This is a genomic window from Bacteroides sp. HF-4919 (assembly GCF_018860125.1).
Genome location: NZ_JAHKNF010000016.1, coordinates 1 through 23,908 on the forward strand (window position 1 = coordinate 1; position 23,908 = coordinate 23,908).

Here is a 23,908-nt window from a genome sequence, read left to right on the forward strand (position 1 = left end):
TTATGTCTGCCTTATTCAGGTGACTATAGCATCAGGGTTCCACCTCTTCCCATTCCGAACAGAGAAGTTAAGCCTGATCACGCCGATGGTACTGCGTAACAGTGGGAGAGTAGGTAGTCGCCGTTTTCAGAGAGTTCATCCCCTCGTGTCTTCTGACCCGAGGGGATGACTTGTTTTTGGGGTATAGGCTAAGAGGGACATGCGCTTGGAGAAGCGGGGATCACTTATTTGCATTATACCTTTTTTACTTTGATTAATCTTTTATATAAAAGAAAGAATCTTTTAGTTAAAACAAAAACCGGCTGTGAGTGTTTTAATGGTAGAGTTCGATTTTTAGCAATTAAAAGATGTGAAATATGGTGACACTATACAATAAGTTACTATTTTTGCCACGAAAATCGAAAAGAGAGTTTATCCATAAAAATAGAACGATGAAAACTTCTGTAAAATTCATATTGATGTTTGTTCTACTGATGCTATCATTTAGCATAAGTGGCAATGCATTGAATATTATGGAATGCTCTCATAACCCGGTTACTTCTTGCCAGGTTTCATCCTCTTCTTTGGATGCTAATTACTCTTATCGGTGTGGTAGCGATTTTGCCGGTTTTGATAAATCGCAAACTTTGTCTGTCTCCGATGTTGAATTAGGTTTCAAACCCGTTTCTGAAACATATTCTTCTACTAATAATCTTCGTCTTCGTCGAATTCTTGAGGATTCTGACCTTTTTAATGACACAATGCGTAAATTGTGCCTGTTGAGAGAGAATTTGTTGGTATTAGACCAAAGTAAATCTTATTATTCGGATAAGGATCCACATTATGCGTCCATAAGCTGTCAATACTACATCTTTGCTTTAAGACGTATCCTTATTTAATTCCCAATCTTATATACTCGCTGTGTTTGACAATGCAGCCTCATTTTTAGCATGAGGCTGTAGGGGTCGGACTGCGGTGTGTCTAATCGTATTTACTTTAATTCTTAATAACAAATTCTTTAACAAAAAAAACTTTATTATGGAAACTACTCAAAAAAAGTCGACTAAGATTGTAGGTATCAAGAATGCCGGATTGGTTATTATCTGCTGTTTCATTATAGCAGTGTGTATCTATCATTTCATTTTGGGAAATCCCACGAACTTTATGAACAATGATCCTAACAATCACCCACTTCCGGGAAACTTTATGGGGACCATTTACAAAGGTGGAGTGATTGTGCCTGTTATTCAAACTTTATTGCTGACCGTATTGGCATTGAGCATTGAACGTTATTTTGCTCTTCGCTCTGCTTTCGGTAGAGGTTCTTTGGTTAAATTCGTTTCTAACATCAAGGATGCCCTATCGGCAGGAGATCTTCGTAAGGCGCAGGAAGTTTGTGATAAACAGCGTGGTTCTGTAGCAAACGTCGTTACTTCTACATTGCGGAAGTACGAAGAAATGGAGAATGATTCTTCTCTTTCGAAAGATCAGAAACTGCTTGCTATCCAAAAAGAACTGGAAGAAGCTACTGCGCTTGAACTTCCGATGATGGAACAGAATCTTCCGATTATCGGTACGATCACCACATTGGGTACTTTGATGGGATTGCTTGGTACGGTTATTGGTATGATCCGTTCGTTTGCCGCTTTGGCTGCCGGTGGTTCTGCCGACTCAATGGCTCTTTCACAAGGTATCTCTGAAGCTTTGATTAATACAGCTTTCGGTATCCTTACCGGTGCGTTGGCAGTTATCTCTTATAACTACTATACAAACAAAATCGATAAGTTGACTTACAGCCTTGACGAGGTAGGCTTCTCTATTGTGCAGACTTTTGCAGCTACTCATAAATAATCTGGAATCCACTAAATTCTGACAATAATGGGCAGAGCGAAAATTAAAAAGAAAAGTACGTTCATCGACATGACGGCGATGAGTGACGTTACGGTACTGTTGCTTACCTTCTTTATGTTAACTTCTACATTTGTGAAGAAAGAGCCGGTACAAGTGACTACACCCGCCTCAGTTTCGGAAATTAAGATTCCGGAAAAGAATATCCTTCAGATATTGGTCGATCCGAACGGAAAGATATTTATGAGTATGGACAAGCAGTCCGACTTGAAAGCGGTATTGGAGAGCATGGGACAGGAATATGGCGTCACATTCACTCCGGAACAGGAAAAGAAATTCATGTTGGCATCCACTTTCGGAGTGCCGATGAAAAACATGAAAACTTATCTTGACTTGCCGACTGACAAGCAGGATGCAGTACTGAAGAACGAAGGTATTCCTTGCGATAGTCTTGATAATCAGTTTAAGTCATGGGTGCGTAATGCACGTGCTGTGAATTCTGATTTGCGTATTGCGATCAAGGCTGATGCGGATACTCCTTATTCTGTGATTAAAAATGTTATGAATTCACTTCAGGACCTCAGGGAGAATCGGTATAACCTGATTACTTCTCTGAAAACGACTTCTGAAAACTAAAAACGAACAACTATGAGTGCTGAAGTACAAGAAAGCGGTAAAAAGAAGGGGAATAGCAAACAGAAGAAGATGACGGTTCGCGTAGACTTTACGCCTATGGTGGATATGAATATGTTGTTGATCACTTTCTTTATGCTTTGTACCTCGTTGAGCAAACCTCAGACGATGGAGATAAGCATGCCGAGCAATGATAAAAACATCACTGAAGAACAGCAAAGCAAGGTGAAAGCTTCACAGGCAATCACGCTCTTGTTGGGACCCGATGACAAACTATATTATTATGAAGGAGAACCCAACTACAAGGATTATACTTCTCTGAAAGAGACGTCGTATAAACCGGATGGATTACGGGCAATACTTCTGAAGAAGAATGCTGCTGCTGTCAGACAGGTAAATGATCTGAAACAGAAGAAGCTGGAACTTAAGATATCAGACGATGAATTTACGAAGCAACTTTCCGAAATAAAGAGTGGAAAGGATACGCCTACAGTCATCATCAAGGCGATGGATAATGCATCGTATGCAAATCTGATTGATGCTCTCGATGAAATGCAGATATGTAATATTGGTAAGTATGTGATAACGGATATTGCCGAGGCTGACGAATTTCTGGTGAAGAATTTTGAAAGTAAGGGTGAGCTTTCACAGAATATTGCCGAATAAAATGTAACACCAAAAAATAGAAAATTAAAATGGCAAAAATAGATTTAACTTCTTTTGAATGGTGTGAGCTGATTTTTAAAGGCAAAAATAAAGCTTATGGTGCGTATAAAATGCGTGCTGATTCACCCAAACGTCACAATGTGGCAATGGTTATTGTGTTGATAATCGCCTTAGTGGGCTTTAGTCTTCCGACTTTAATCAAAATGGCCACTCCGAAGCAAAAAGAGGTAATGACGGAAGTCACCACCTTGTCGCAATTGGAGGAGCCTGAAATAAAGCAGGAAGAGATGAAGAGAGTAGAACCGGTGGCACCACCCCCACCTGCTTTGAAGAGTTCTATCAAGTTTACCGCTCCAGTCATTAAAAAAGATGAGGAGGTACATGAGGATGATGAGATTAAAAGCCAGGAAGAACTCACACAAACCAAAGTCGCTATATCCATTGCCGACGTGAAGGGTAACGATGAAGCAAACGGTAAGGATATTGCCGATTTGAAACAAGTGGTTACTCAGGCAGAGCCGGCCGAAGAAAAAGTTTTCGATATGGTAGAACAGATGCCTACATTCCCCGGTGGAACCACAGAATTGATGAGGTATATCGGTGAACATCTGAAATACCCTACCATTGCTGCCGAGAATGGTACACAAGGAAAGGTGATCTGTCGTTTTGTGGTTGGTAAGGATGGACAGGTGCGGGATGTAACTATCGCACGTTCATTGGATCCATATTGCGACAAGGAAGCCATACGTGTTATCAAATCGATGCCTAAATGGATTCCCGGAAAACAGAACGGTAAGGCCGTGGCAGTAAATTTCACAGTTCCTATTGTCTTTAAACTACAGTAATTATGACTAAGAAACAATTCTGGCTAATCAGTGCCTGGTCTTTGATTGTATTATCTGCTTGTAATTCAAAACCCAAGGACGGACTGACGGATACTTATACGTCGGGAGTAATAGCTATTACCGCTGACGAAAGTTTTCAACCCATTGTTCAAGAGGAAATCGATGTATTCGAGGGATTATTTCCTTTGGCCGGAATTGTTCCCCGTTATACTACTGAGGTAGACGCTATCAATCAGCTTCTGAAGGATAGTGTGCGTCTGGCTATTACGACTCGTACATTGACTCCCGAAGAGATGAATTCTTTCCACAGCCGGAAATTCTTCCCTCGGGAAATAAAGCTGGCTACTGACGGATTAGCCCTGATTGTCAACAGGCAAAATACAGATACCCTGATTTCGGTGCGTGATATCCGGCGTATTCTGACAGGAAGGGTACATGCATGGAAAGAGCTTTATCCTACCTCAGAGCTGGGTGATATCCAACTCGTATTTGATAATAAGAACTCAAGCACGGTACGTTTTGCAGTTGACTCCATCTGCAAAGGAGCTCCTTTATCCGATAAAGATGTAAAGGCTCTGAGGACAAATCAGCAAGTGATTGATTACGTAGCACGTACACCCGATGCTATCGGAGTGATTGGCGTCAATTGGCTTGGAAACCGGAGTGATACCACAAACTTGTCTTTCCGTGATGAGATTAGAGTGATGTCAGTAAGTGCAGACGATATAGCTACCCCGCAGAACAGTTACAAGCCCTATCAAGCTTATCTGTATTACGGAAACTATCCGTTAGCACGCCCTATTTATGTATTACTGAACGATCCCCGTAATGCACTGCCCTGGGGATTCGCTTCTTTTCTCACTTCTGATAGAGGGCAGCGGATTATATTAAAGTCCGGACTCGTTCCGGCTACCCAGCCGGTTCGTATTGTGGACGTGAAAGACGAATAATAACTAAAATTGAATTACAATGAAACGATTTCAACTGTTTTTAGTAGGAGCATTTGTAGCAGCCGGTCCGCTTTTTGCGCAATCGGCGGATGCTGATTGGCACAGCGAGGTTGCCAAAGTAAAAGAATTGATTCAGACCAACCCGGCGCAGGCTTCCGAAGAAGCCGCACAGTTGCTGAAAGGGAAAAATAAAAAAAATACCGATCTCCTGACTGCTATTGGTCAGGCATATCTGGAAGCTGGTAAAATTAGTGAAGCGGAAACTTATGCCGCTCTTGGACAAAAGGCTGACAGCAAATCGGCTGCGGTATCGGTGCTGCAAGGCGATATAGCCGTAGCTAAGAAAGATGCCGGAAAAGCTTGTCAGCTTTACGAACAGGCTATCTATTTCGATCCTAATTATAAAGAGGCCTATTTGAAATTCGCTGATGTGTATAAGGCTGCCAGTCCACAACTTGCCATAGAGAAACTGGAACAGCTGAAGAGCATTGATCCTTCGAGTGTTGCTGCCGACAAGAAATTGGCTGAAATTTATTATTTGAATAATAAGTTTGATAAAGCGGCTGAAGCTTATGCCCGATTCATCAATACTCCGGAAGCAACGGAAGATGATTTGACGAAGTACTCTTTTGCGCTTTTTTTGAACCATGATTTTGAGAAGTCGCTACAGATAGCTCTGATGGGATTGCAGAAGAATCCGCGTGATGCCGCGTTCAACCGTTTGGCTATGTATAACTATACCGACTTGAAACGCTATGATGAAGCTATGAAAGCAGCAGATGCTTTCTTTAAAGAGTCTGATAAGGCCGATTTTTCTTATCTTGACTATATGTATTTCGGTCATTTGCTTAATGCTGTAAAAAAGTATGATCAAGCGGTGGATGCTTATATGCAGGCAATCACACTCGATCCGAGTAAAACAGATTTGTGGCGTGAAGTCTCTTCTTCTTATGAATTGAACAATGAATTTACGAAGGCGATAGAAGCCTATAAAAAATATAGCGAATCGTTGAGTGCCGATAAACGTACCCCTGACGTACAGTTCCAGATTGGAAAGCTTTATTACGAAAAAGGTACGCAATCGGATACATTGACGGTTCCTTTAGATGAGCGGAGGGCTGCTCTTCTCTCTGCCGATTCTATTTTTACTGAAATTGCTACAGTGGCTCCGGATAGTTATTTGGGTAACTTCTGGAGGGCACGCACCAATTCTGCGTTAGACCCGGAAACCACTCAGGGATTGGCTAAACCTTATTATGAAGAGGTAGCCACATTCCTGGTTGACAAAAACGATCCGAGATATAACTCTGCACTGATTGAGTGTTACAGTTATCTGGGATATTATTATCTGGTGGCTAACAAACTTCCTGAATCTAAGGAGTATTGGAATAAAATTCTGGCTATAGACCCCGCTAATGCTACTGCTAAACGTGCATTGGATGGCATCAAATAGTAATAATTTTAGTTGTTTGTCGTGTGGGAGGAGTGGAGAGTGATTCTTAGCTCCTCCTTTTTTATAGTGCTTTCCGCTACCTTTGCTTAATTATAAGTCTGCTTGTTTTTCACCTTATTATATTTAGTGAGACATATGCTTCTCAGTTTTTGCGTTGATCTTATTCTCTTCTTTGTATATATAAAATGTGTTTCTTTATAGTGTTGATTATAAGAATTGTATAAGAAAGTTTGAAAAAATATTGCTGAATTTGTTGTAGTATCCATATATTTGTCTACTTTTGCAGTGTACTATTATACTAATACACATAAGCTCATAAATAAATGAAGATGATTACAGCAGAAAATCTTTCTTTTTTCTATCGTAAATCGAAGCGTGCCGTATTGCATGACTTCTCTCTATCACTTGAGAAGGGTAGAGTTTACGGATTGCTCGGCAAAAATGGTGCAGGTAAATCTACACTACTCTATCTCATGAGTGGCCTACTCACACCCAAAAGTGGCCGTGTGCTTTATCACGGTACTGATGTGCGCCGTCGCCTGCCGGTTACATTGCAGGATATGTTCCTGGTTCCTGAAGAGTTTGACCTTCCCCCTGTTTCGCTAATTAGCTATGTAGAGTTAAACAGTCCGTTTTACCCTCGTTTTAGTAAAGAGGATATGGTGAAATATCTGCACTATTTTGAGATGGATATCAATATTGATCTGGGGGCGCTCTCTATGGGGCAGAAGAAGAAAGTGTTCATGAGCTTTGCGCTTGCTACAAATACGTCTTTACTATTGATGGATGAGCCGACCAATGGACTGGACATTCCGGGTAAGAGCCAGTTCCGGAAGTTTATAGCTTCGGGTATGACAGATGATAAAACGATCTTGATTTCTACACATCAGGTGCGTGACATTGATAAGGTGTTGGACCATGTGCTGATTATGGACAATAGCCGGGTGCTACTGAACGAATCTGTAATGGGCATTTGTGATAAACTGCTTTTTACTGAGAGTGACGACCGGACATTGCTTCAATCTTCTTTATATTCCGCTCCGTCTATTCAAGGTAATTTCTTGCTTCTGCCTAATGAATCGGGCGATGATTCGGAGATCAATCTTGAATTACTTTTTAACGCTACCTTGGCAGTTCCCGAAAGGATATCTGCATTGTTCCACACTAAACAAACAGAATTATGATAAGAGATACTTTTTTCAGCCAAACACGTTTTATGAATCTCTGCCGTAAAGAGATGATCGAGAACTGGAAGTCAAATCTGCTCCGTGTCGCGTTGATGTATGGTGCCATGGCGGTGATAATGATATGGAATGGATATTTGAGTTATCGGGCCAGTCAGGATAGCGATATAACCTGGAGTTTTAATCTGATGATTTTTATATGGGGGCTTTGGGTGTTTGGTTGCCTGAGTGCTTCGTTTACGATGGAAAGGATGAAATCGAAAACAGGGCGGCTCTCTGTACTTATGACTCCTGCCACTTCGTTTGAAAAATTCTTTTCCCGCTGGCTGGTATTTACGGTTGTTTTCTTAATCGTTTTTCTGATTACCTATAAGCTGGCGGATTATACAAAGGTATTGGTGTATTCGTTAGCTTATCCGGAGAATGATGCGATTGCGGTTACTCCGCTGTCTCATTTGTTTGGTGATAATACAGGTTATTATACGGTGTTCAGGCATACCTATACGTTTGTATTGATGATAGCAGGCTATTTTTTCTTTCAGTCTTGTTTTGTATTAGGGAGTACTGTCTGGCCTAAGAATTCTTTTGTCAAAACATTTTCTGCAGGAATGATTGTTTTTATTGCCTATGTGTTAATTGTTGGCGGATTTGCTAAATTGATATGGTCGGATCACATAAATTTCAATCCGGATATTAGTGAGGAAGCAGCTTTTGATTGTCTTTCAGCAATAGTAATACTTTTTACACTGATCAATTGGACACTTTCGTATTTCCGTTTCAAGGAATCTGAGATTATTAATCGAATGTAACAAACTCTTACGTTTATGAATTTTAAAGAGAGTAAAGCCATTTATCTGCAAATAGCAGATCGAATCTGTGATGAGATACTTCTCGGGCAGTATCAGGAGGAGGAACGTATTCCTTCCGTAAGGGAGTATGCAGCTATAGTAGAGGTAAATGCCAATACGGCCATGCGCTCGTTCGACTATCTTCAGTCGCAGAATATCATTTACAATAAACGAGGTATCGGTTATTTTGTTTCTGCCGGTGCCAAAGATCTGATTCTTTCACTTCGCCGGGAGACCTTCTTGAAGGATGAACTTGAGCACGTATTTCGTCAACTCTACACACTGGGAGTTTCGGATGAAGAGCTGCTGGTTATGTATCGTAACTTTATGATGAAACAAAAATAAAAAAATAGAATCTTATGAAACGTACTACATATATATTTATTGGCATACTTGCTTCGGTACTCGTGATACTAATGGCAGGTGTCGTTTATATTTCTTTCCAAAAGTCTGATAGAGACTCATACATACTCACTTTTTCGGATAAGTTGCTTCAAACAGAGTTTTCCGGTGTTCGTGCCGTAAAAGTTTATGCAAGTGATACACGTCATGCGTGGCTGGAACAGGCTTGCGTGAATGTAGTGCCATCTACTGATGGGAAAACAAGATTATTTAGTCCGGAATCTGAATATCTGAAAATCAGTCAGGATGCGGATACTTTGGTGATTTGCCTGGATTTGACTAATTATGATCTTCCTGAACAGAAAAAGAAATATCTTATTCCAGGGTTGCAGGCTAAAGGATTACAGCTTACTATAGAAGCGGATGCTAATCTGGCTTTTCTGACCAATACCATTCGTGGATTGCGTACGAATATAAACGGGATAAAAACAGACTCTTTGGCTACGCATATCCAAAGTGGGGAAGTACGTTTAGATTCTTGTGAGATTCGCGCTCTCTATGTTGATGGTGATGGCGTGACATTTAATGCTCATCAATCGATAATTCCCTATCTTTATTTGGATCTGGATGGCGTCAGAAACTGGGGTGTCCATGAATGTACAATTGGTACTGAACACTTGACAGGTAGTGAGACTTATCATCGTAATGAGCTCCAGAAAGGGGAATGCAAGAAGATGATTTGGACTCCTAAGAAGGAGGATGCCGTGCTGCATGTGACGATGAAGGAAAAAGGGTGTTTAGTACTTCAAGACGAATAAAAAAGGCATTGCTTCTCGGGCTTTGAGAAGTTTGAGTGGATAGATTGTATATCAGGAAGAAAAGGATGTAGCAAAAGAACTGTTTAGTTTATTGTTGCATCTTTTTTTGTTATCAGAAGTGGAAAGCTATACTTTCTGTTACATACTTACCATTTATGCAGTAGACTATTATGGTGCTAAATGCGATAGTAATGGCGTGTTTTTGGAGTGGTAAGGCATTGGAGTATTTTGCCGTTTTGGAGAGATTTAATGAAACGAATGAAATGATCTTGTCCGATAGATGAGAAGAATGATTATATTTGCAATATTTGTTTTTGTTAATCTAAAAAATATCCTATATGACACGACATAAAAACTTATTGATATTGTTTTTTTGTAGCATGTGTATTTCTGTTGCAGGTCAGCCATGTGCAGTAAAAAGCCTTGTGCCCGATACTCCATCTAAAGCTCCGGATTACTTTTGTACGTGGAATTTGCAAGGCTATGTGGTCAGCTATAAAAGTACTGAACTAACCAGAGCCGCCATGACTGAAGACTATTTATTTGGAGATGGACCCTATCAGAATTGGGTAGATTGTTATCCTGCTATCCGGAAAGATCTTTATTTTGTAATGGACGATTCATGGGATATACCGAAAGGCGTTAATGATTCACCAAATCCTTATTTAGGAACTGTAGAACTTAGTCCGGATCGCTTCCCGTCTTTTGGTGGAGATGACGTGGAACGTTTAAGGCAGCTATCCTTAAAAATCAAAGGCAAAGGCTGGAAAGGTGTTGGTGGATGGATTTGTGCCCAGAAGGCAGAAAAGTATACCGATATTCCTGAGGAAGAATATTGGAAACGACGGATAAAGGTAGCTAATGAAGCAGGTTTTGATTATTGGAAAGTGGATTGGGGGAAAGAGGATAGGAATGGAGAATGGAGGAGAAGATTAACTTCTATGGGCAAACGATATGCTCCTCATTTATATATAGAACATGCTTTGCGAAATGAGTTTATTGAATTCAGCGATGTCTTTCGGACGTATGATGTAGAAAACATTATGGCGCAGCCGATTACTATTCAGCGTATTTGTGATCTATTACCTTATAAGACCGTTAATGGGGCAAAAGGAATTATCAACTGTGAAGATGAACCTTATATTGCAGTGGGGCTGGGTTGTGCTATTGGTGTGATGCGTCATTCGTTTGCAGGAACTTTGCCGGATGGGACACAGGATTTTGTATTTCCACCGACCGGGCGTGATATAAAGCGACGTTTGGATGAAGTAGTACGTGGAGTCAGATGGCATCGGATAGCAGTACCTTTCTCAGTAGGAAATACAGCTTATGCTATTGATAGCGTGAAGCTTACTGATCATTGGACGCTATGGGAGAACGAAACCTGGAATAAAGGACGTAAGGTTGGTACGGACGTGATAGCTGTAGCACCGGCACGGGTCGCCCGGGGAATGGGATTGCCGAAAGTTTCCGGGGCTCCTCTGGAAGTTCGTCCATTTGTGCTGGCGTCCCGTTATCCCAATGGTGCTGTAGCTGTTGTTACAATAGGGCGTAATTTGGGGCGTGAATATGTAACAGAAGAAGTTGCAGTGACCGTATCTATTGATCGTTGGGATGTGCCTGTCGGTTTACTGGGGTATTTCAAAGAGGTGACGATGGTATTTCCTTCCTCAATAGAAAAGGAGAATCGTACGGTATATGCACAGGATTTGGCAGGAGAAACTCCGGTGGATATTACTTCCAAAATTGTAATTAAGGGGAATCGTTTGACAATACCGGGGGATGTAATCCGACAAATAGGACTCATGAATGCTTCTGAGGGAGATTGTTCTGATCCGGGGATGGTACTAAGAATAATGTAGCTATTGGTGACTGTCTTAAAGTTGGTACTTAATGATAAAAACGGTAATCCCTAAGAATTTAGGTATGAATCCTCCATGATCCCTTTGGTTCTGATATAAAATCAAGAAAGGCTGATAATTTATTAATTATCAGCCTTTCTCTTCTATTTAGTTGCGGAGGCCTGACTTTCCTGTTTTAAAAAATAGATGGACTGCACTTTGAGAATCAGTTACTTACTCCTTCATAACTATGTTAGTAATCTTATTATTTGTCCGAGATTTGTCCTCAGAAAACATTTTAGAACTTCAATTTTTCTTTTATTATTGTTTTAAAAGAATTTGAATAGTTCTTTCTTTCTCTTCAAGCAGTTGTTTTAAGTGAGATAGTTCTTTCTGACATTCACTCAAGGCAATATCTCCAGATACATTATTTCCATTACCTTTAACATGATGTCCAATATTGATAGATGTATTATCTACCTCTCTATCAAAGAAGTAATCCATTGATACCTTAAAAAAATCAGCAATTTTCTCAAGGCTACCTACTCTTACATTGGCTCCTGCAATCATTTTATCTAATCCTGGAGCACTAATACCTAAAGTAGTGTATAATTTTACCTTAGTAATTCCTCTCTCTTCCAAAAGATTATTTATTCTCTCTCCTACAAACATAACTTCAGTTTATAATTAGTCTAAATAATGCAAACGATAGGTAGTTTTATATATTATAGTTTGTATTATATAAAACTATTGTTTATGTTTGCAGTATAAATATAGAACTAAAAATTGTATTGGCATGAAGAAAACTGAGGAATCTCAAAAAATGGTACTTAAAGACCATTATGATGCTTTATCTGAAGAAGACAAAATTGCATTGCGGAAAGAGTACATGGATGCTACAGGGATGGCATATACGACATTTTATATGAAGTTGCGTACTGATTCTTTTAGACCATTAGAACGGAACCTTTTTGAGAAACTGATATCAGATCACAAAGTTCCATCATTAGTAAAGGCATAATATTATGATATACCGAAACGTTGAATTCTATAATACACCTGATGGTGAGGTTATGATCAAGGAAGAAAATAAACCTGCACGTGTCTTTACGGAATCGGAACGTGAGCTTATAAATAATGTTCTTTCCCTTATTCGCGACAGGTACGTTGATGCTTACAATAAACTTCTTGAAATTTACTCAAAGAGTGATCGGAATAAGCTCTATTATGAATTTCGGATTGTGCATCGTTTTATCCGGTGTAATTTTGGAGAGTACGATCAATTTAATTACGATATCGATGCGTCTGGTAATTATGAATTTGAGGAAGTCAAATGCCCTCTCCGGGGCGAATGCTTATATGAAGGAGTAGTATGCAAGCCTAAACTTACTACAGAGTTGACTGATCGTGAGATGATGGTCTTCCGGCTGATTGTGGATAATATGCAAACGGAAGAGATCGCTAAAGAACTTGCCATATCTATACCTACTGTTAATCGACACCGGGAAAACATAAAATTTAAGATCGGTGTAAAAAGTGTCTCACAGATGGTCAATTACTGGCATCATAACAATATGAAATGAAAAAGAGAAGGAATAAAAAGCATAAACAGAGGAGATATCTTTCTCTGAAGGATATCATTAAATCCCGTCCACGGTTTGTATCAGGTGTTTGCCGATATTGCGGTTGCACGGACAATGATCCTTGTTATAATCCTAATTATGGAAATTGTTGGTGGGCTGATTCGGATCATACTGTATGCTCACACTGTGTAGACGAATTGATCTGTAATGATGAAGATACGATTCATTGTATCGTATCAAAGGACTTAGCTTAGAATACAATGCTCCGTGAGGAGTGCTAATTTATATATAATAATTAAAGATGCCGGCTGAAAGGACAGCCGTTGGGACAGCCCCAGTTAGGTTTTGTATTTTAGATATCACTTATAGACCGGGAAACTCCCGGTCTATTCTAAACAACCACCTGACTATAACTTGCCATGGAAACAAAAGTAAACTATCGTATAAATCACCAAAAGCTCTCAGGAGAGTGGATGCAGCATGTACGGCGTGACTGGCATAAAATTATATCGAAGAAACGACGTGCTTTTTTGAAGGAAGAGCAAAATAAATAGTTACTAACATAAAACTTATTAATCATGGAAAAGCAAAATCAAAAATGTAAAGTAACCATTGAAAATGAAGATGGGGAAAAAATAATAATCAATCTCTGTAATGACTTGAAGAAGGAAACTTTAGATATCAATATAACTGGTAGTCCTAATAACCTTAAAGAGCATAAGGGCTTTTATTGTACAATAGCATCTGTCTTAGTTGGTGCCTTACAAAGAGAAGGAGAGTCAGCTGATAAGATAGAGGTAAATTGATAATAACTAAATAAATATGAATGAAAAACAGACATCCTTTTTCTTTGAGCAACCAAAGGCTGTCGCTCAATTAGTACATGAATACACCAAATCAATTATCCCTGTTTTTAAACCCATGAATTGGCTGCAACGCAGAATGATGAAATGGTGTTTCGGATTTAGATATGAAAAGTTAAATTCTTAATAGTTTAAACATGAAAATACATTATTTCTACAAAAGAAATTATTCTCAAGGTTTTTACGACCTTGAGATTGTTGCCTGGCTGGAAGAAAAAGAAACATCCAGGCAGGGGATTGAGAGATTGAGTTTTACTCGACTGGAAAGGTTGAGAATCTTTCTGTCTAAAAGTGATCAATACCATGTCCATACTATTGACCATGATTTTGGTAGAGACAGCTGCCACGGACACTTTGCCCATACTCGTAAGGAATTAATTGAAGATATGAAGAAATGGGGTCTCCAACCTATCGATCGGAATAATTATGAAAGATTTCGGAAAGTAGCCCTTGCTCTTTATCATAAACAGTCCTTAGTTGATTTCTCAGATTTCAAAGGAAAGCAGAAATACAGCATTCGTCAGATTATTGGTGATTAAAATATAACGATATAGAAATGAATAAATACACTATAAGATATTATTACGGTTCATACTCCGGAATACGGGAAGTATATGCCGATGATGAGGAAACCGCTATTACCTATATGTGGCGGATGTTACGGAAAGATATGACATTGCCAGTGGCTTATCAGTCCGAAGAAATAATTGATGTAGAATATGATGCAGATTGATTAATAACTGATAATTTATGTACCCAACTAAAATATTTGAAGAAGCCATTAAAATATGTGGCTACACAATTAAGGAAATTAAATATACCGATAAATCGAGAGAGGTGCGGAAAGTTATCGGTACAGTTCCTATTTCCAAGAAAGTAACAATCGATGGCCAGCGAAAAACGGCAATTTATCATAAGAAAGTACGGTGGGACGCTACGGGCCATTGTTTTTCGCAGAGATCTAATGTACGTCAGCGAAATTATGACTTACCAATTCCAACAATACTACAATGGGAAAAACAAGCGAAAGAATTCAAGAACCTGGGATAACGCTTAGTCCAGATTGGGCTGAAGTAGCAGTTTTCAATATGGGCATAGATGGCTTTAATGAATATAAACAGCGCGTCTTTACTGCCTTGGATAAGCTACAGCTAAACCATTACTACGATATTGTAAGTTCAGTACCAGTTTATAGACGTGAAACGTTTCTTGGCATCTGCAGTTCCTACATCGATAGCCATCCGGATTATGAACTTACTGAAGATAATTGTCGAATTTATAATAGAACCAAAAGATGAATAACGGTAGATGGACTCCTGAAGAGGAAAAATATATCCGGGATAATGCCGGAAAACTCACCTTATCTGAGATGGCTGCATTCGTTGGCCGGTCCGAATTGGCGGTCCAGCTATTCATGCATCGGCGCAAAATCGTCATTCGCCAGGTCGTCAAACGGAACCTGGTACAAGAAATATTGAGTCTGAAGTTCAAACACCCGGAGAACTTCATGCCCAATCGCCCATTTTATAAAGAAGTCGGTATCAACCAGATGCGTTTCTGGGATTTATACTATGGGCGTAAATCCATCACAAATGAAGAATATCTCTCGCTCTGTGATTATTTCGGGATTACACTCCAGGAAGCCTTCGAAGCGCGCCAGTTGAATATATTTAATAATGATGAATTATGATTGATAAACAGACCATTGACCGGGTAAAGTCAGCTCTAAATATAGTTGATATCATCGGTGAATTTGTCTCTCTCAAGAAGGAGGGATCCGGTTATGTCGGAATCTGTCCCTTCCATCCTGATACACATCCCTCGATGAAAGTTAGTCCGGCCAGACAAACTTTTAAATGTTTTGCTTGTGGCAAAGGAGGAGATGTCATCGCTTTTATCGAGAAGCATGAAAATTTTTCATTCGCGGAAGCTGTTGAATGGTGTGCCAGGAAAGCTGGTATTCAAATAGAAAACAGAGAACTGACAGAAGAAGAAGTACAAAGAGCTAAGGATAAAGAAGCCATGCGGATTGCTCTCCAGGCTGCTGGGGTCTTCTTCCAAAAGCATCTTCCCGAGGCCCAGAATTATCTCGATCAACGTGGGTACAGGCTAACAGACAAAGTGGTTCAAAATTTTCAGATAGGCTATGCTCCTGAAGGGAATCTTGCACATAAAGAACTTATCCAAGCCGGTTATTCGGAGTCCATATTGAAGAAAGTTGGTGTGCTGGCTGAGAATGAACGGAAGTACACCTACGATGTATTTCGGGATAGAATCATGTTTCCCTTTATTGATTTGAATGGGAATATCACAGGTTTCTCCGGACGTTTTATCACACCGAAAGAAAATACAGGAAAGTATGTGAATACCGGTGATACTCCTGTTTTCAAAAAAGGAACACAGCTCTTCGGACTTTATCAAGCTAAACGCTCTATTGCCAGAATGAACTTCACTTACTTGGTTGAGGGACAATTCGATGTAATGTCGATGCATGCTGCTGGAGTTGAGAATACCATCGCCGGTTCCGGTACTGCTTTAACTCCGGAGCAGATAAGACTGATCAGTCGCTTCACACAATCTGTTACACTATTATACGATGCTGATCCGGCTGGTCTCAAAGCCTCTTTGAAGAATTGCGAACAACTATTACGTGCCGGATTCTTAGTAAATTGTGTTCGTCTTCCTGATGGAAAGGACCCGGATAACATAGCATTAGAGGAAAAGGAAAATACGGGTAGATGGTTACTTAATCGTAGAACAGATTTTCCTACTTATTTCGCTGATGTTTTTCTGGAACAGAACCTTTCTCCGGATCCGAACGAACAGGAAGAGATTCTCAATACAATATGTGGTCTTATCTCTTGTATCTCCTCGGAAACTTCACGGCTAAGTCATATACATGTCTTGGCCACCCGCTTCGAATTGAATACTGAGGTTCTTGAGCGTAAAATACGTGATATCCGCCGGAATATAAAGGAGGCTCCAAAACAAGAGGAATTGAAGCCTGGCGTTTATGGACTCGATTTAATCAAAGAACTGCGTAAGGAAGGCCAACCATGTATTCTGACCTCCGATTTCTCCGAGTTTCTGAATTTATATGGTGATTCTCCGGTTATTTTAATACATGGCGTTCCGTCGACAACGGATATTCAGGAAATCCGTCGTGAATGTACCTTTTTTACGACGAACCTTTTGGGGTTATCAGTTAACAAGGATGGCAATGAATCTGACTATCTTTCTGCTCTGGCTATGTTATATCGTGCCGGCATAACAAATATAACAGTTACTGTTCCTGCGAACGAACAAGAGCCGGAAGAAGAGGAAGATGATGAAGGGTATAAAAGAGAAGTACAGTCAACGGATAAGAGTTATACTTTCGTTAAATACTATGTGTATTTGTATGGCCAATTTTTAGTTGCTTATTATGGAGAGAAAACCCCTTTTATCGAACGTTGTGCCGACTTGATAAGTTATGCGGATGATTCAGTCCGGGTGGTTAATTTCAAATACTTCTATGATTCCCTTGATTTGAACAAGGGATCGCTTACGGAAATTTTAAAACCTTACTTGGCCAAGCGGAAATCACGCATGGCCATCGCTGCCCAGCGTACAGATGATGATGCAGATGAAGAATACAATCCGGAATGCCAGCCGAGTTATGTCGATGAAAATCCTGAGTATGCCGAGATGTACCGTCAATGTGGTTTCTATCCGAAGTTGAATAAAGAAGGTGAACCGGTGTGCTACATGTTCCGGCAAGAGAAGGGGGGACATTTACAAGTTGCCGATTTTTTCATGACTCCCCTTCTGCACATATACTCAGACGACAAAGATGCCAATAAACGAGTTTTGAAAATTAACCGCCGGTATTATAAGAATCCCCTTTATATTGAGGTTCCCTCCAGGTCACTTCTTAAGAAAGCCACCATCGAGGAAGAACTGATCCAGTTAGAAGCTGTCAACTTCACGTCCGGAGAAGAAAAACACTGGACAAAGATCAAGGAGTACATGTCCCGGCACTTTGTTACCTGCTCAGAGATATTGACCTATGGAAATCAGCAAACCGATGGATCATCCCGCCGGGAGGATAATATGTTTTTTGCCTTCTCCAATGGTATCTTTCATGTTGTCGACGAGCAGGCCCGTTTCGATCCGGTTAACGAGCTCGGAGTTGTCACTCACAATAACAAGAACTATTATCTTCCGGCATTCTCTACCATTTACGCCGGATCAGGTAGACAAACCGATAAATACGAGCTTATTTCCCAATTGGTCTATAAGGATATTCCTGCAGAAAAACAATGTAATTTCGAACGATGGGCCAGCTTGATGGACCAGGTTTATAAAATCAATGATAACGGTAAATGGGCTGTTCTCTTTGCCATCATGTGCGCCTTCCGTAGTAACATTCATAACATTGATCGCCTATTCACAGCTCCTTTCTTCATGGGTCCCATGTCCTCCGGAAAGACTCAGATCGCTATCTCAATCCGATCCTTGTTCATCTCTCCGAAGATACCGATCTTCAACTTGAATACCGGTACGCTGCCGGCATTATCTTCCCTGCTCTCTTCCTTCCGGGATGTTCCTGCCGTACTTGACGAATACAACAATAAGGATATACAGGATATCATGTTCCAGTACCTGAAGGGAGCTGTCTATGATGGTGATGGCCGACAAAAAAGGAAGGGCACTGTCGGCAAAGAAATCGAAGTTGAGAAAATATACGCACCGGTTATTATTTGTGGCCAGGAAACGCCCCAGCGCGACGACAATGCCCTGATGTCCCGTATTATTGTCTGCGAGGTTCCTAAACCTAAGAACCGTCTTCCGGAGGAGGTGCAACTATTTAATGAACTCAAGGAGATTGAGGATCCGGCCAAGATCGGATTGTCGAATGTACTTTTTGAGATTCTGAAGCTACGGCCAATAGTAATGGAGAATTTCCGGTCACTCAAGCAACAGTGTTACGATGAACTGAAGGAAGCACTTATTAATGCCGGAGAAATTGATCGGTTAATGAAAACAGCATCACTCTTCTTGGCCACTTGTCGGCTGGTTGAAGATTATACAGAGCTAAAGTTACCTTTCACTTACGACGACTTTTTCAAAATTGCTTGCAGCAAAATCAAGTTCCAGGTTGAACTGATCAGCAAGACCGATAAGTTGGCCACCTTCTTTAAGGCCATGGATGTCATGATCGACAGCAAGGCTGTGCGTGAAGGGCGCGACTTCACTATTGATACTCCAGACCGGGTCACGATCAAGTTACCGGGAGGCGAAAAGAAAGAGGTTGCTTTCGCTGCCGGCACACGTATTCTATTCTTACGGCTCAGTCCTGTTTACACTCAGTTTGCTCGTAGCTCCTACAACAGTGAGGATTCAACACAATCTACTATCGAGCAGAACCTTCGCTCGCATCCGAGTTACATCGGTCTGATTCATGCCCGGCGGTTCAACTGGTATGATGTAGTCGAAGTACCCAGGGGAGGTTTTGAAGAGGACTTGCCATTTGATCCAGCAGCCGGTACCTCTGTAGATAACACCATGGTCCGGAAGATGGAGAAGCAATCAACAAACTCCAGTTGTATTGCTCTCAATTACGATATCTTCCGTGAACTGTATGACATCGACCTTCAGCGAAAGCCTGACGATGAAAGCAAACAAGAACTTGATTTCTGATGTAAATTAATATAGACTATTTGAACATTACAATTATGGAAAAGAAAGAATTTAAGTATAACGGAGAAACTGTAGGTTTTGAAGTTGAAGATAAGAATGTGATGGTAAATGCAACCCAAATGGCGAAAATATTTGGTAAAAGTATTAACGGTTTCATGGAAAACGAATCAACGAAACGATTTGTTAAAGCATGTTTAAATAACCGGAATTCCGGTTATTTAAAGGTTTTTTCACAGTCTGATTTGTATCGTTCCAGTCAGAAAAGTGGTACATTTATGCACCGTGTGCTGGCTATCAAGTTTGCTGCCTGGCTCAACCCGGATTTTGAACTGTGGGTATATACCACCATTGACAACATTCTCTTCGGCTCATACCTTGATGACGAGAAGAACCTTAAAGAGATAGCTCGAATTCAAACTCAAATTTCTCAGAAGGAGCAGTTTCTTACCACTCACCCCATACAAAAGGAAATAGAAGAGCTGAAAAAAGCAGAGCAAAAACAAAAGAAATTACTCGAACTGCGCAAAAAAGAAAGAATCAACAATTTCAAAAGTATATTTTCTACTGAGGAAATGATAGGAGAAATAAAAGAAGTAACTAAAGAGTAAAATAATTCGGATAAATATTGTATAAGACGAAAATGATCAGTAAAATTGCAGTGATTATATAACAAATCTATTGGTGGAATTAAATATGTACTAATTTAGTTTCCACTAACGGGTATAAAATAACTAATAATGAGCCATTATTTACAGGGAGAATTCGATTTTATCGAAAGAACTAAATTAATTTTAGAGCAGTATGACAAGACTGATTTTTCTGAGGTACCAGAAGAAAAGTATGAAGTAACTTTGTGTATGAATTGTTTGATGGGACTTCTTGTGGTGCCCCAGCAAGTCTGGTATGGCAAGGTTCCGAAAAGTGATTTGGATGAAAATTGGGGTATTAAGAAGAAGCATATAGAGAAGATTGAGAAGGATCAATATAAGATTGATGAAGTTGTTAAGCACATTAGAAACTCTGTTGCACATGGAAGGGTAACTCCTATCAGTAAAGACCGTGGAACAAATAAAAAGATTACTCATCTTCGATTTAAAGACCTCTACGGAGAGCAATCAACTTTTGAAGCTGAAATACCAGTAGAAACATTGAAAAAGTTTGCACTGAAGTTTGCAGACACAATGTTGACAATAATGAGGGAAAACAAGGGCTAATTGAATTAGCGCATATTTAATTCCATCAATGGGTATAACAAACCCAATGTGGGTGGTCGGTTTTATTTACTGTGCACCTTTGTATCCAGACTATTAGTGTATCATATTTGGTATCCGTGTACCTCCGTGTGGGACTGTAATGGAATCACAGCATTTGGTTTGAATGTGTTAAGCAGCGGGAAAGACACGGATACTTTCATTTTAACAACTATTTGTTTATGCTTAACGAATCAAACCAATTCCACGGCTGTGCTGCTAACGACAGTTTCGGAACGTCCACCTACGAAACGCGTAGCAATTCACCCATTGCCCTTATTGGGAATCCTTACATTGACCTTTCTGCTTATGGTATCGATCTTCACGGATGTACTATTCGCTATCTGCGCAAACCGAACGTTAAAGGTAATATCATTACCGGAATCTTTAGTATCTCTGGTCGCATAGAAACTGCGGGAGCTACCAGTTATGAATCTCTGATTCTTTTTCTGGTTGACAAGCGTAAAGAGTACCACCGCTATGTTTCCGAATGTCGCCAGCTTAAACGTCAGCGAAATTACGAGTCTTGGCTTGCACGTCACCCGGAGTTTATATTCCATAATTGTAATGTAACCTTTGTCGGATAAGAGTTTTTCTAATCATAGAACCATAAAGCCCGCCCTCATCCGGTGGGCCTCTTTGTTTTTTCTTATTCCAAATATACGGACATTTTCCATTCCTATTAAAACCATACTATTATGATATATCACTTCAATCCCCCAGACCCCCTGAATAAAAAAAGAGAGAACAAAAGAGCGAGAGTTTTGAAAAGAAAACTTTTCAGAAAGTGCGTCCAACCGTCCAACCGTCCAACAAGAAAAAACATTTTAAAATATAAAAGCCTGTAGGATAGTAGTATATGTTTTTATTAAAGTATATATATATCCTACATATCTGTTGTTTTGTAGGACGCTGTTGGACGTGTTGGATTTACTGTTTTCAACCGTCCAACGTTGAAAATTTAGCTCCGTCCAACAAAATAGGTGTTTGTTGGACGTGTTGGACGTCCTCCAACACTAACTTTAGTTGGGTAAATTTGCGTAACTAAATAAATATCAGTAACTTTAGTTATGATTTAACCCCTATGTTGGACGGTTGGACAGTTGGACGTAAAAACTAATAAAAACTATTTCAAAATAATATTTAGAGAACATAGCAATGATTACAACGAGTATTCAAATCAAACCTTACTTAGCTGAGTATTTGCGCGGAAAATACAACAATGGTGCGGATGAACCTTTAAAAATCCCAGATAATACGGACTTATATCACATCGTTTGGACATTGATGGCAAAAAGACAATGCAATCAGTCTCCCGTTGATACTGGTAACCTGACCTTTGTGCTTCCTGAACGTCGTATTGGAAAGGATCCTAAAGTCTATAACTTCCTTTCTCCCAGATCAGCCAGGATCATTGAACAGGAAGTGGGACGTATGTTGAATTGGGAGTTACATTCAACACTTCTGGAGAATGACCAGAACGGGCATAAGTATAACAACATCGATGTTGTTCACAAATTCTTGTGTTCTTATAGCATTGACTCCATTTCAGAAGATGCTCTTATAAAGAACTTCTATAGATGGCGGGAGAACCTTAAAAAACGGGAAAAACGGCGAGAGTATAAAAAGAAGTTAAAAAACACCTGAAAAATCACCGACCGAACTACCTGTTTTGTCCATAAACAGGGGATAAAATGTCCGTTGTGTGGCGAACTTGTTGATTATCAATTTAATAAAATGTATATGAAAGAACTATCCATCAATATTTTAGTTACTCCTTGCATAAAAATGCGTAAAGAGAACTATCGGTTCATTGCAGATGAATTTTCATTGGCTCCTACCATCGAAAATTCATCTTCCGGCAGCCTATTTAATTGTAGTACGGATATCGTAATTGATAGACCGGATAGAGACACCCTTCAGGAGTTTGCTTCCGGACGAAAAGTGACAGTACAGCTCACTGATACTTCCAATGGGAAAGTTGTGTTGGGTAATAATGATCTGCCGGCAATCGTTTCCATCTGCCCATATCTTAATTCGGCCAAGTTGAAAATCGAGTGCAAAATGCTTCAATCCCCATTTTCTCGCTGAATACCGTCCTTCATAGCCTTCTGTTCATACCATATCTTCGCTGAAAAGATATGTAATGAACAGAACTTTCCTTCGACAAACTCTTCTTTCAAGTAAGTTATTCATCACCGCTGAGGGCTATAACTCTGCGATGATGGACTGTTTCCCTCTATTATCTAATGATGGTCCTGTTCCAGGATCACTGTTCATCGTGAAAGATCCACCTACTTATAAGGAGATCTCCACAAAAGTCCTGAATGTATTGAAGCAGGAACTTTCTGCCCATTCTGAATTGCAGGGTATCAATGTTACCGATGACTTTCATGCTGATGATCTTCCTGAAGGCAGTATTGCATATCATCGTGTTTGGGGATTTGTTACTGCTACTTCATGTTGGTACTTTTCTACTAAACAGTTTGAGCAGGATCTTCTTGTTGCGGAGTCCAATCCGGGCATTGCTTGTCATTTCCTGCATGTGAATACTCCGGGTGGAGAAGCCTGGTATCTTGACCGGCTTTCCGAAACCATGCGCTCTCTTCAGAAGCCTGTATTCGTTTTTATTGAGAATGTATGTGCTTCTGCCGGCTATTACATTGCCTGTCATGGCACAACTATCCATGCTCTAACCAGGAACGATCAGATTGGCTGTATCGGCACCATGCTCGAGTATCTTGATTTCCAGGGATACTATGAAAAGTTAGGCCTTAAAGTCGTTCGAGTTAAAGCGGATCAATCCGACCTCAAGAATAAAAAGGTAGAGGACCTGATTGATGGTCATCCGGAACAGTATCGTAAAGATGTACTTAATCCTCTCGCAGAGCAATTTATTTCAGAGGTAAGATCTTGCCGTTCGACGTTGACCGATCGTCCTGAAGACGATCCGGTCTTCCGTGGAGAAACATTTGATACGAATCACTCCATTGAGAATGGTCTAATTGATGGTACCTCTACATTTCCACAAGCTCTGGTTGCAGCTTACGAACTTGCTCAGGGATATCTCGCTAATGAAGCTTTGAAACAGCGTGCTCTCAATTTAATATAATTAATAATATC

The 23,908-nt window shown here is 40.1% G+C and carries 28 protein-coding genes and 1 rRNA gene; 28 read left to right on the forward strand and 1 reads right to left on the reverse strand.

From position 1 onward, the window contains the following. The first annotated feature begins 15 nt into the window (after positions 1 to 15). The 13 genes from rrf to KO473_RS21055 all read left to right on the forward strand — a co-directional run bounded on the left by rrf (position 16) and on the right by KO473_RS21055 (position 11,428). A 5S ribosomal RNA gene (gene rrf / locus KO473_RS20995) occupies positions 16 to 126 on the forward strand. Between the two features lie 305 nt (positions 127 to 431). Next, positions 432 to 878 (forward strand): hypothetical protein, encoded by a 447-nt coding sequence (locus tag KO473_RS21000; protein ID WP_032538256.1) that lies wholly within the window; start codon positions 432 to 434, stop codon positions 876 to 878. A 139-nt stretch (positions 879 to 1,017) separates the two neighbouring features. Then, positions 1,018 to 1,830: a MotA/TolQ/ExbB proton channel family protein gene (locus tag KO473_RS21005; protein WP_005783005.1), complete on the forward strand. Its 813-nt coding sequence runs from the start codon at positions 1,018 to 1,020 to the stop codon at positions 1,828 to 1,830. A gap of 27 nt (positions 1,831 to 1,857) precedes the next feature. Then, positions 1,858 to 2,463 carry a biopolymer transporter ExbD gene (locus tag KO473_RS21010; protein ID WP_005792004.1) on the forward strand — a complete coding sequence of 202 codons (606 nt, stop codon included), beginning with the start codon at positions 1,858 to 1,860 and terminating at the stop codon, positions 2,461 to 2,463. Between the two features lie 12 nt (positions 2,464 to 2,475). Then, positions 2,476 to 3,126: a biopolymer transporter ExbD gene (locus KO473_RS21015; protein WP_005783009.1), complete on the forward strand. Its 651-nt coding sequence runs from the start codon at positions 2,476 to 2,478 to the stop codon at positions 3,124 to 3,126. A gap of 29 nt (positions 3,127 to 3,155) precedes the next feature. Then, positions 3,156 to 3,971 (forward strand): energy transducer TonB, encoded by an 816-nt coding sequence (locus tag KO473_RS21020; protein ID WP_005783011.1) that lies wholly within the window; start codon positions 3,156 to 3,158, stop codon positions 3,969 to 3,971. A gap of 2 nt (positions 3,972 to 3,973) precedes the next feature. Beyond that, positions 3,974 to 4,921: a PstS family phosphate ABC transporter substrate-binding protein gene (locus KO473_RS21025; RefSeq protein ID WP_005822084.1), complete on the forward strand. Its 948-nt coding sequence runs from the start codon at positions 3,974 to 3,976 to the stop codon at positions 4,919 to 4,921. 19 nt (positions 4,922 to 4,940) lie between these two features. Then, complete coding sequence (locus KO473_RS21030) at positions 4,941 to 6,374, forward strand: tetratricopeptide repeat protein (RefSeq protein ID WP_005822083.1); 1,434 nt, start codon at positions 4,941 to 4,943, stop codon at positions 6,372 to 6,374. A 329-nt stretch (positions 6,375 to 6,703) separates the two neighbouring features. Continuing rightward, positions 6,704 to 7,558 carry an ATP-binding cassette domain-containing protein gene (locus KO473_RS21035; protein WP_032530226.1) on the forward strand — a complete coding sequence of 285 codons (855 nt, stop codon included), beginning with the start codon at positions 6,704 to 6,706 and terminating at the stop codon, positions 7,556 to 7,558. Then, positions 7,555 to 8,367: a hypothetical protein gene (locus tag KO473_RS21040; protein ID WP_005822082.1), complete on the forward strand. Its 813-nt coding sequence runs from the start codon at positions 7,555 to 7,557 to the stop codon at positions 8,365 to 8,367. Before KO473_RS21035 ends, KO473_RS21040 begins: the two co-directional genes overlap by 4 nt. Positions 8,368 to 8,382: 15 nt before the next feature. Next, complete coding sequence (locus KO473_RS21045; protein WP_005811098.1) at positions 8,383 to 8,751, forward strand: GntR family transcriptional regulator; 369 nt, start codon at positions 8,383 to 8,385, stop codon at positions 8,749 to 8,751. Between the two features lie 14 nt (positions 8,752 to 8,765). Continuing rightward, positions 8,766 to 9,566 (forward strand): hypothetical protein, encoded by an 801-nt coding sequence (locus KO473_RS21050; RefSeq protein ID WP_005822081.1) that lies wholly within the window; start codon positions 8,766 to 8,768, stop codon positions 9,564 to 9,566. A gap of 338 nt (positions 9,567 to 9,904) precedes the next feature. Continuing rightward, on the forward strand, positions 9,905 to 11,428 hold the full coding sequence (locus KO473_RS21055) for a hypothetical protein (protein ID WP_216035146.1): 1,524 nt from the start codon (positions 9,905 to 9,907) through the stop codon (positions 11,426 to 11,428). Between the two features lie 300 nt (positions 11,429 to 11,728). Here the strand turns inward: KO473_RS21055 and KO473_RS21060 are convergent, their stop codons facing one another. After that, positions 11,729 to 12,079, reverse strand: coding sequence for a helix-turn-helix domain-containing protein (locus KO473_RS21060; RefSeq protein ID WP_005811088.1), 351 nt, complete (start codon positions 12,077 to 12,079; stop codon positions 11,729 to 11,731). Positions 12,080 to 12,203: 124 nt separating this feature from the next. On the opposite strand from KO473_RS21060, the gene KO473_RS21065 reads away from it, so the two are divergent. From KO473_RS21065 to KO473_RS21135, 15 genes are all read left to right on the forward strand, one after another. Beyond that, complete coding sequence (locus KO473_RS21065) at positions 12,204 to 12,428, forward strand: hypothetical protein (protein ID WP_005811086.1); 225 nt, start codon at positions 12,204 to 12,206, stop codon at positions 12,426 to 12,428. Between the two features lie 4 nt (positions 12,429 to 12,432). After that, complete coding sequence (locus tag KO473_RS21070) at positions 12,433 to 12,990, forward strand: response regulator transcription factor (protein ID WP_032542138.1); 558 nt, start codon at positions 12,433 to 12,435, stop codon at positions 12,988 to 12,990. A gap of 578 nt (positions 12,991 to 13,568) precedes the next feature. Further along, on the forward strand, positions 13,569 to 13,796 hold the full coding sequence (locus KO473_RS21075) for a hypothetical protein (RefSeq protein ID WP_216035147.1): 228 nt from the start codon (positions 13,569 to 13,571) through the stop codon (positions 13,794 to 13,796). Between the two features lie 16 nt (positions 13,797 to 13,812). Further along, positions 13,813 to 13,980 (forward strand): hypothetical protein, encoded by a 168-nt coding sequence (locus tag KO473_RS21080; RefSeq protein ID WP_005819055.1) that lies wholly within the window; start codon positions 13,813 to 13,815, stop codon positions 13,978 to 13,980. A 10-nt stretch (positions 13,981 to 13,990) separates the two neighbouring features. Beyond that, positions 13,991 to 14,392: a hypothetical protein gene (locus KO473_RS21085; RefSeq protein ID WP_005819053.1), complete on the forward strand. Its 402-nt coding sequence runs from the start codon at positions 13,991 to 13,993 to the stop codon at positions 14,390 to 14,392. A gap of 17 nt (positions 14,393 to 14,409) precedes the next feature. Next, positions 14,410 to 14,586 (forward strand): hypothetical protein, encoded by a 177-nt coding sequence (locus KO473_RS21090; RefSeq protein WP_005811065.1) that lies wholly within the window; start codon positions 14,410 to 14,412, stop codon positions 14,584 to 14,586. Positions 14,587 to 14,863: 277 nt separating this feature from the next. Next, the gene (locus tag KO473_RS21095) at positions 14,864 to 15,151 is read left to right on the forward strand and encodes a hypothetical protein (protein ID WP_080720175.1); all 288 of its coding nucleotides are present in this window, start codon (positions 14,864 to 14,866) and stop codon (positions 15,149 to 15,151) included. Beyond that, positions 15,148 to 15,543, forward strand: a complete 396-nt coding sequence (locus tag KO473_RS21100; RefSeq protein ID WP_216035148.1) for an XRE family transcriptional regulator — start codon at positions 15,148 to 15,150, stop codon at positions 15,541 to 15,543. The genes KO473_RS21095 and KO473_RS21100 overlap by 4 nt, the downstream gene beginning before the upstream one ends. Continuing rightward, on the forward strand, positions 15,540 to 19,535 hold the full coding sequence (gene dnaG / locus KO473_RS21105) for a DNA primase (RefSeq protein ID WP_216035149.1): 3,996 nt from the start codon (positions 15,540 to 15,542) through the stop codon (positions 19,533 to 19,535). Before KO473_RS21100 ends, dnaG begins: the two co-directional genes overlap by 4 nt. A 35-nt stretch (positions 19,536 to 19,570) precedes the next feature. Further along, a complete protein-coding gene (locus tag KO473_RS21110) occupies positions 19,571 to 20,143 on the forward strand; it encodes a KilA-N domain-containing protein (RefSeq protein WP_216035150.1) in 573 nt (190 codons plus the stop codon). Positions 20,144 to 20,272: 129 nt separating this feature from the next. Further along, positions 20,273 to 20,749 (forward strand): HEPN family nuclease, encoded by a 477-nt coding sequence (locus KO473_RS21115; RefSeq protein ID WP_032542171.1) that lies wholly within the window; start codon positions 20,273 to 20,275, stop codon positions 20,747 to 20,749. 218 nt (positions 20,750 to 20,967) lie between these two features. Then, on the forward strand, positions 20,968 to 21,372 hold the full coding sequence (locus KO473_RS21120) for a hypothetical protein (RefSeq protein ID WP_032542170.1): 405 nt from the start codon (positions 20,968 to 20,970) through the stop codon (positions 21,370 to 21,372). 571 nt (positions 21,373 to 21,943) lie between these two features. Beyond that, entirely contained in the window at positions 21,944 to 22,432 is a 489-nt protein-coding gene (locus tag KO473_RS21125) for a hypothetical protein (RefSeq protein ID WP_196036115.1), read from the forward strand. A gap of 96 nt (positions 22,433 to 22,528) precedes the next feature. Beyond that, positions 22,529 to 22,876 (forward strand): hypothetical protein, encoded by a 348-nt coding sequence (locus tag KO473_RS21130; RefSeq protein WP_196036116.1) that lies wholly within the window; start codon positions 22,529 to 22,531, stop codon positions 22,874 to 22,876. A 55-nt stretch (positions 22,877 to 22,931) separates the two neighbouring features. Then, on the forward strand, positions 22,932 to 23,897 hold the full coding sequence (locus tag KO473_RS21135) for a S49 family peptidase (protein WP_196036117.1): 966 nt from the start codon (positions 22,932 to 22,934) through the stop codon (positions 23,895 to 23,897). Positions 23,898 to 23,908 lie beyond the last annotated feature (11 nt).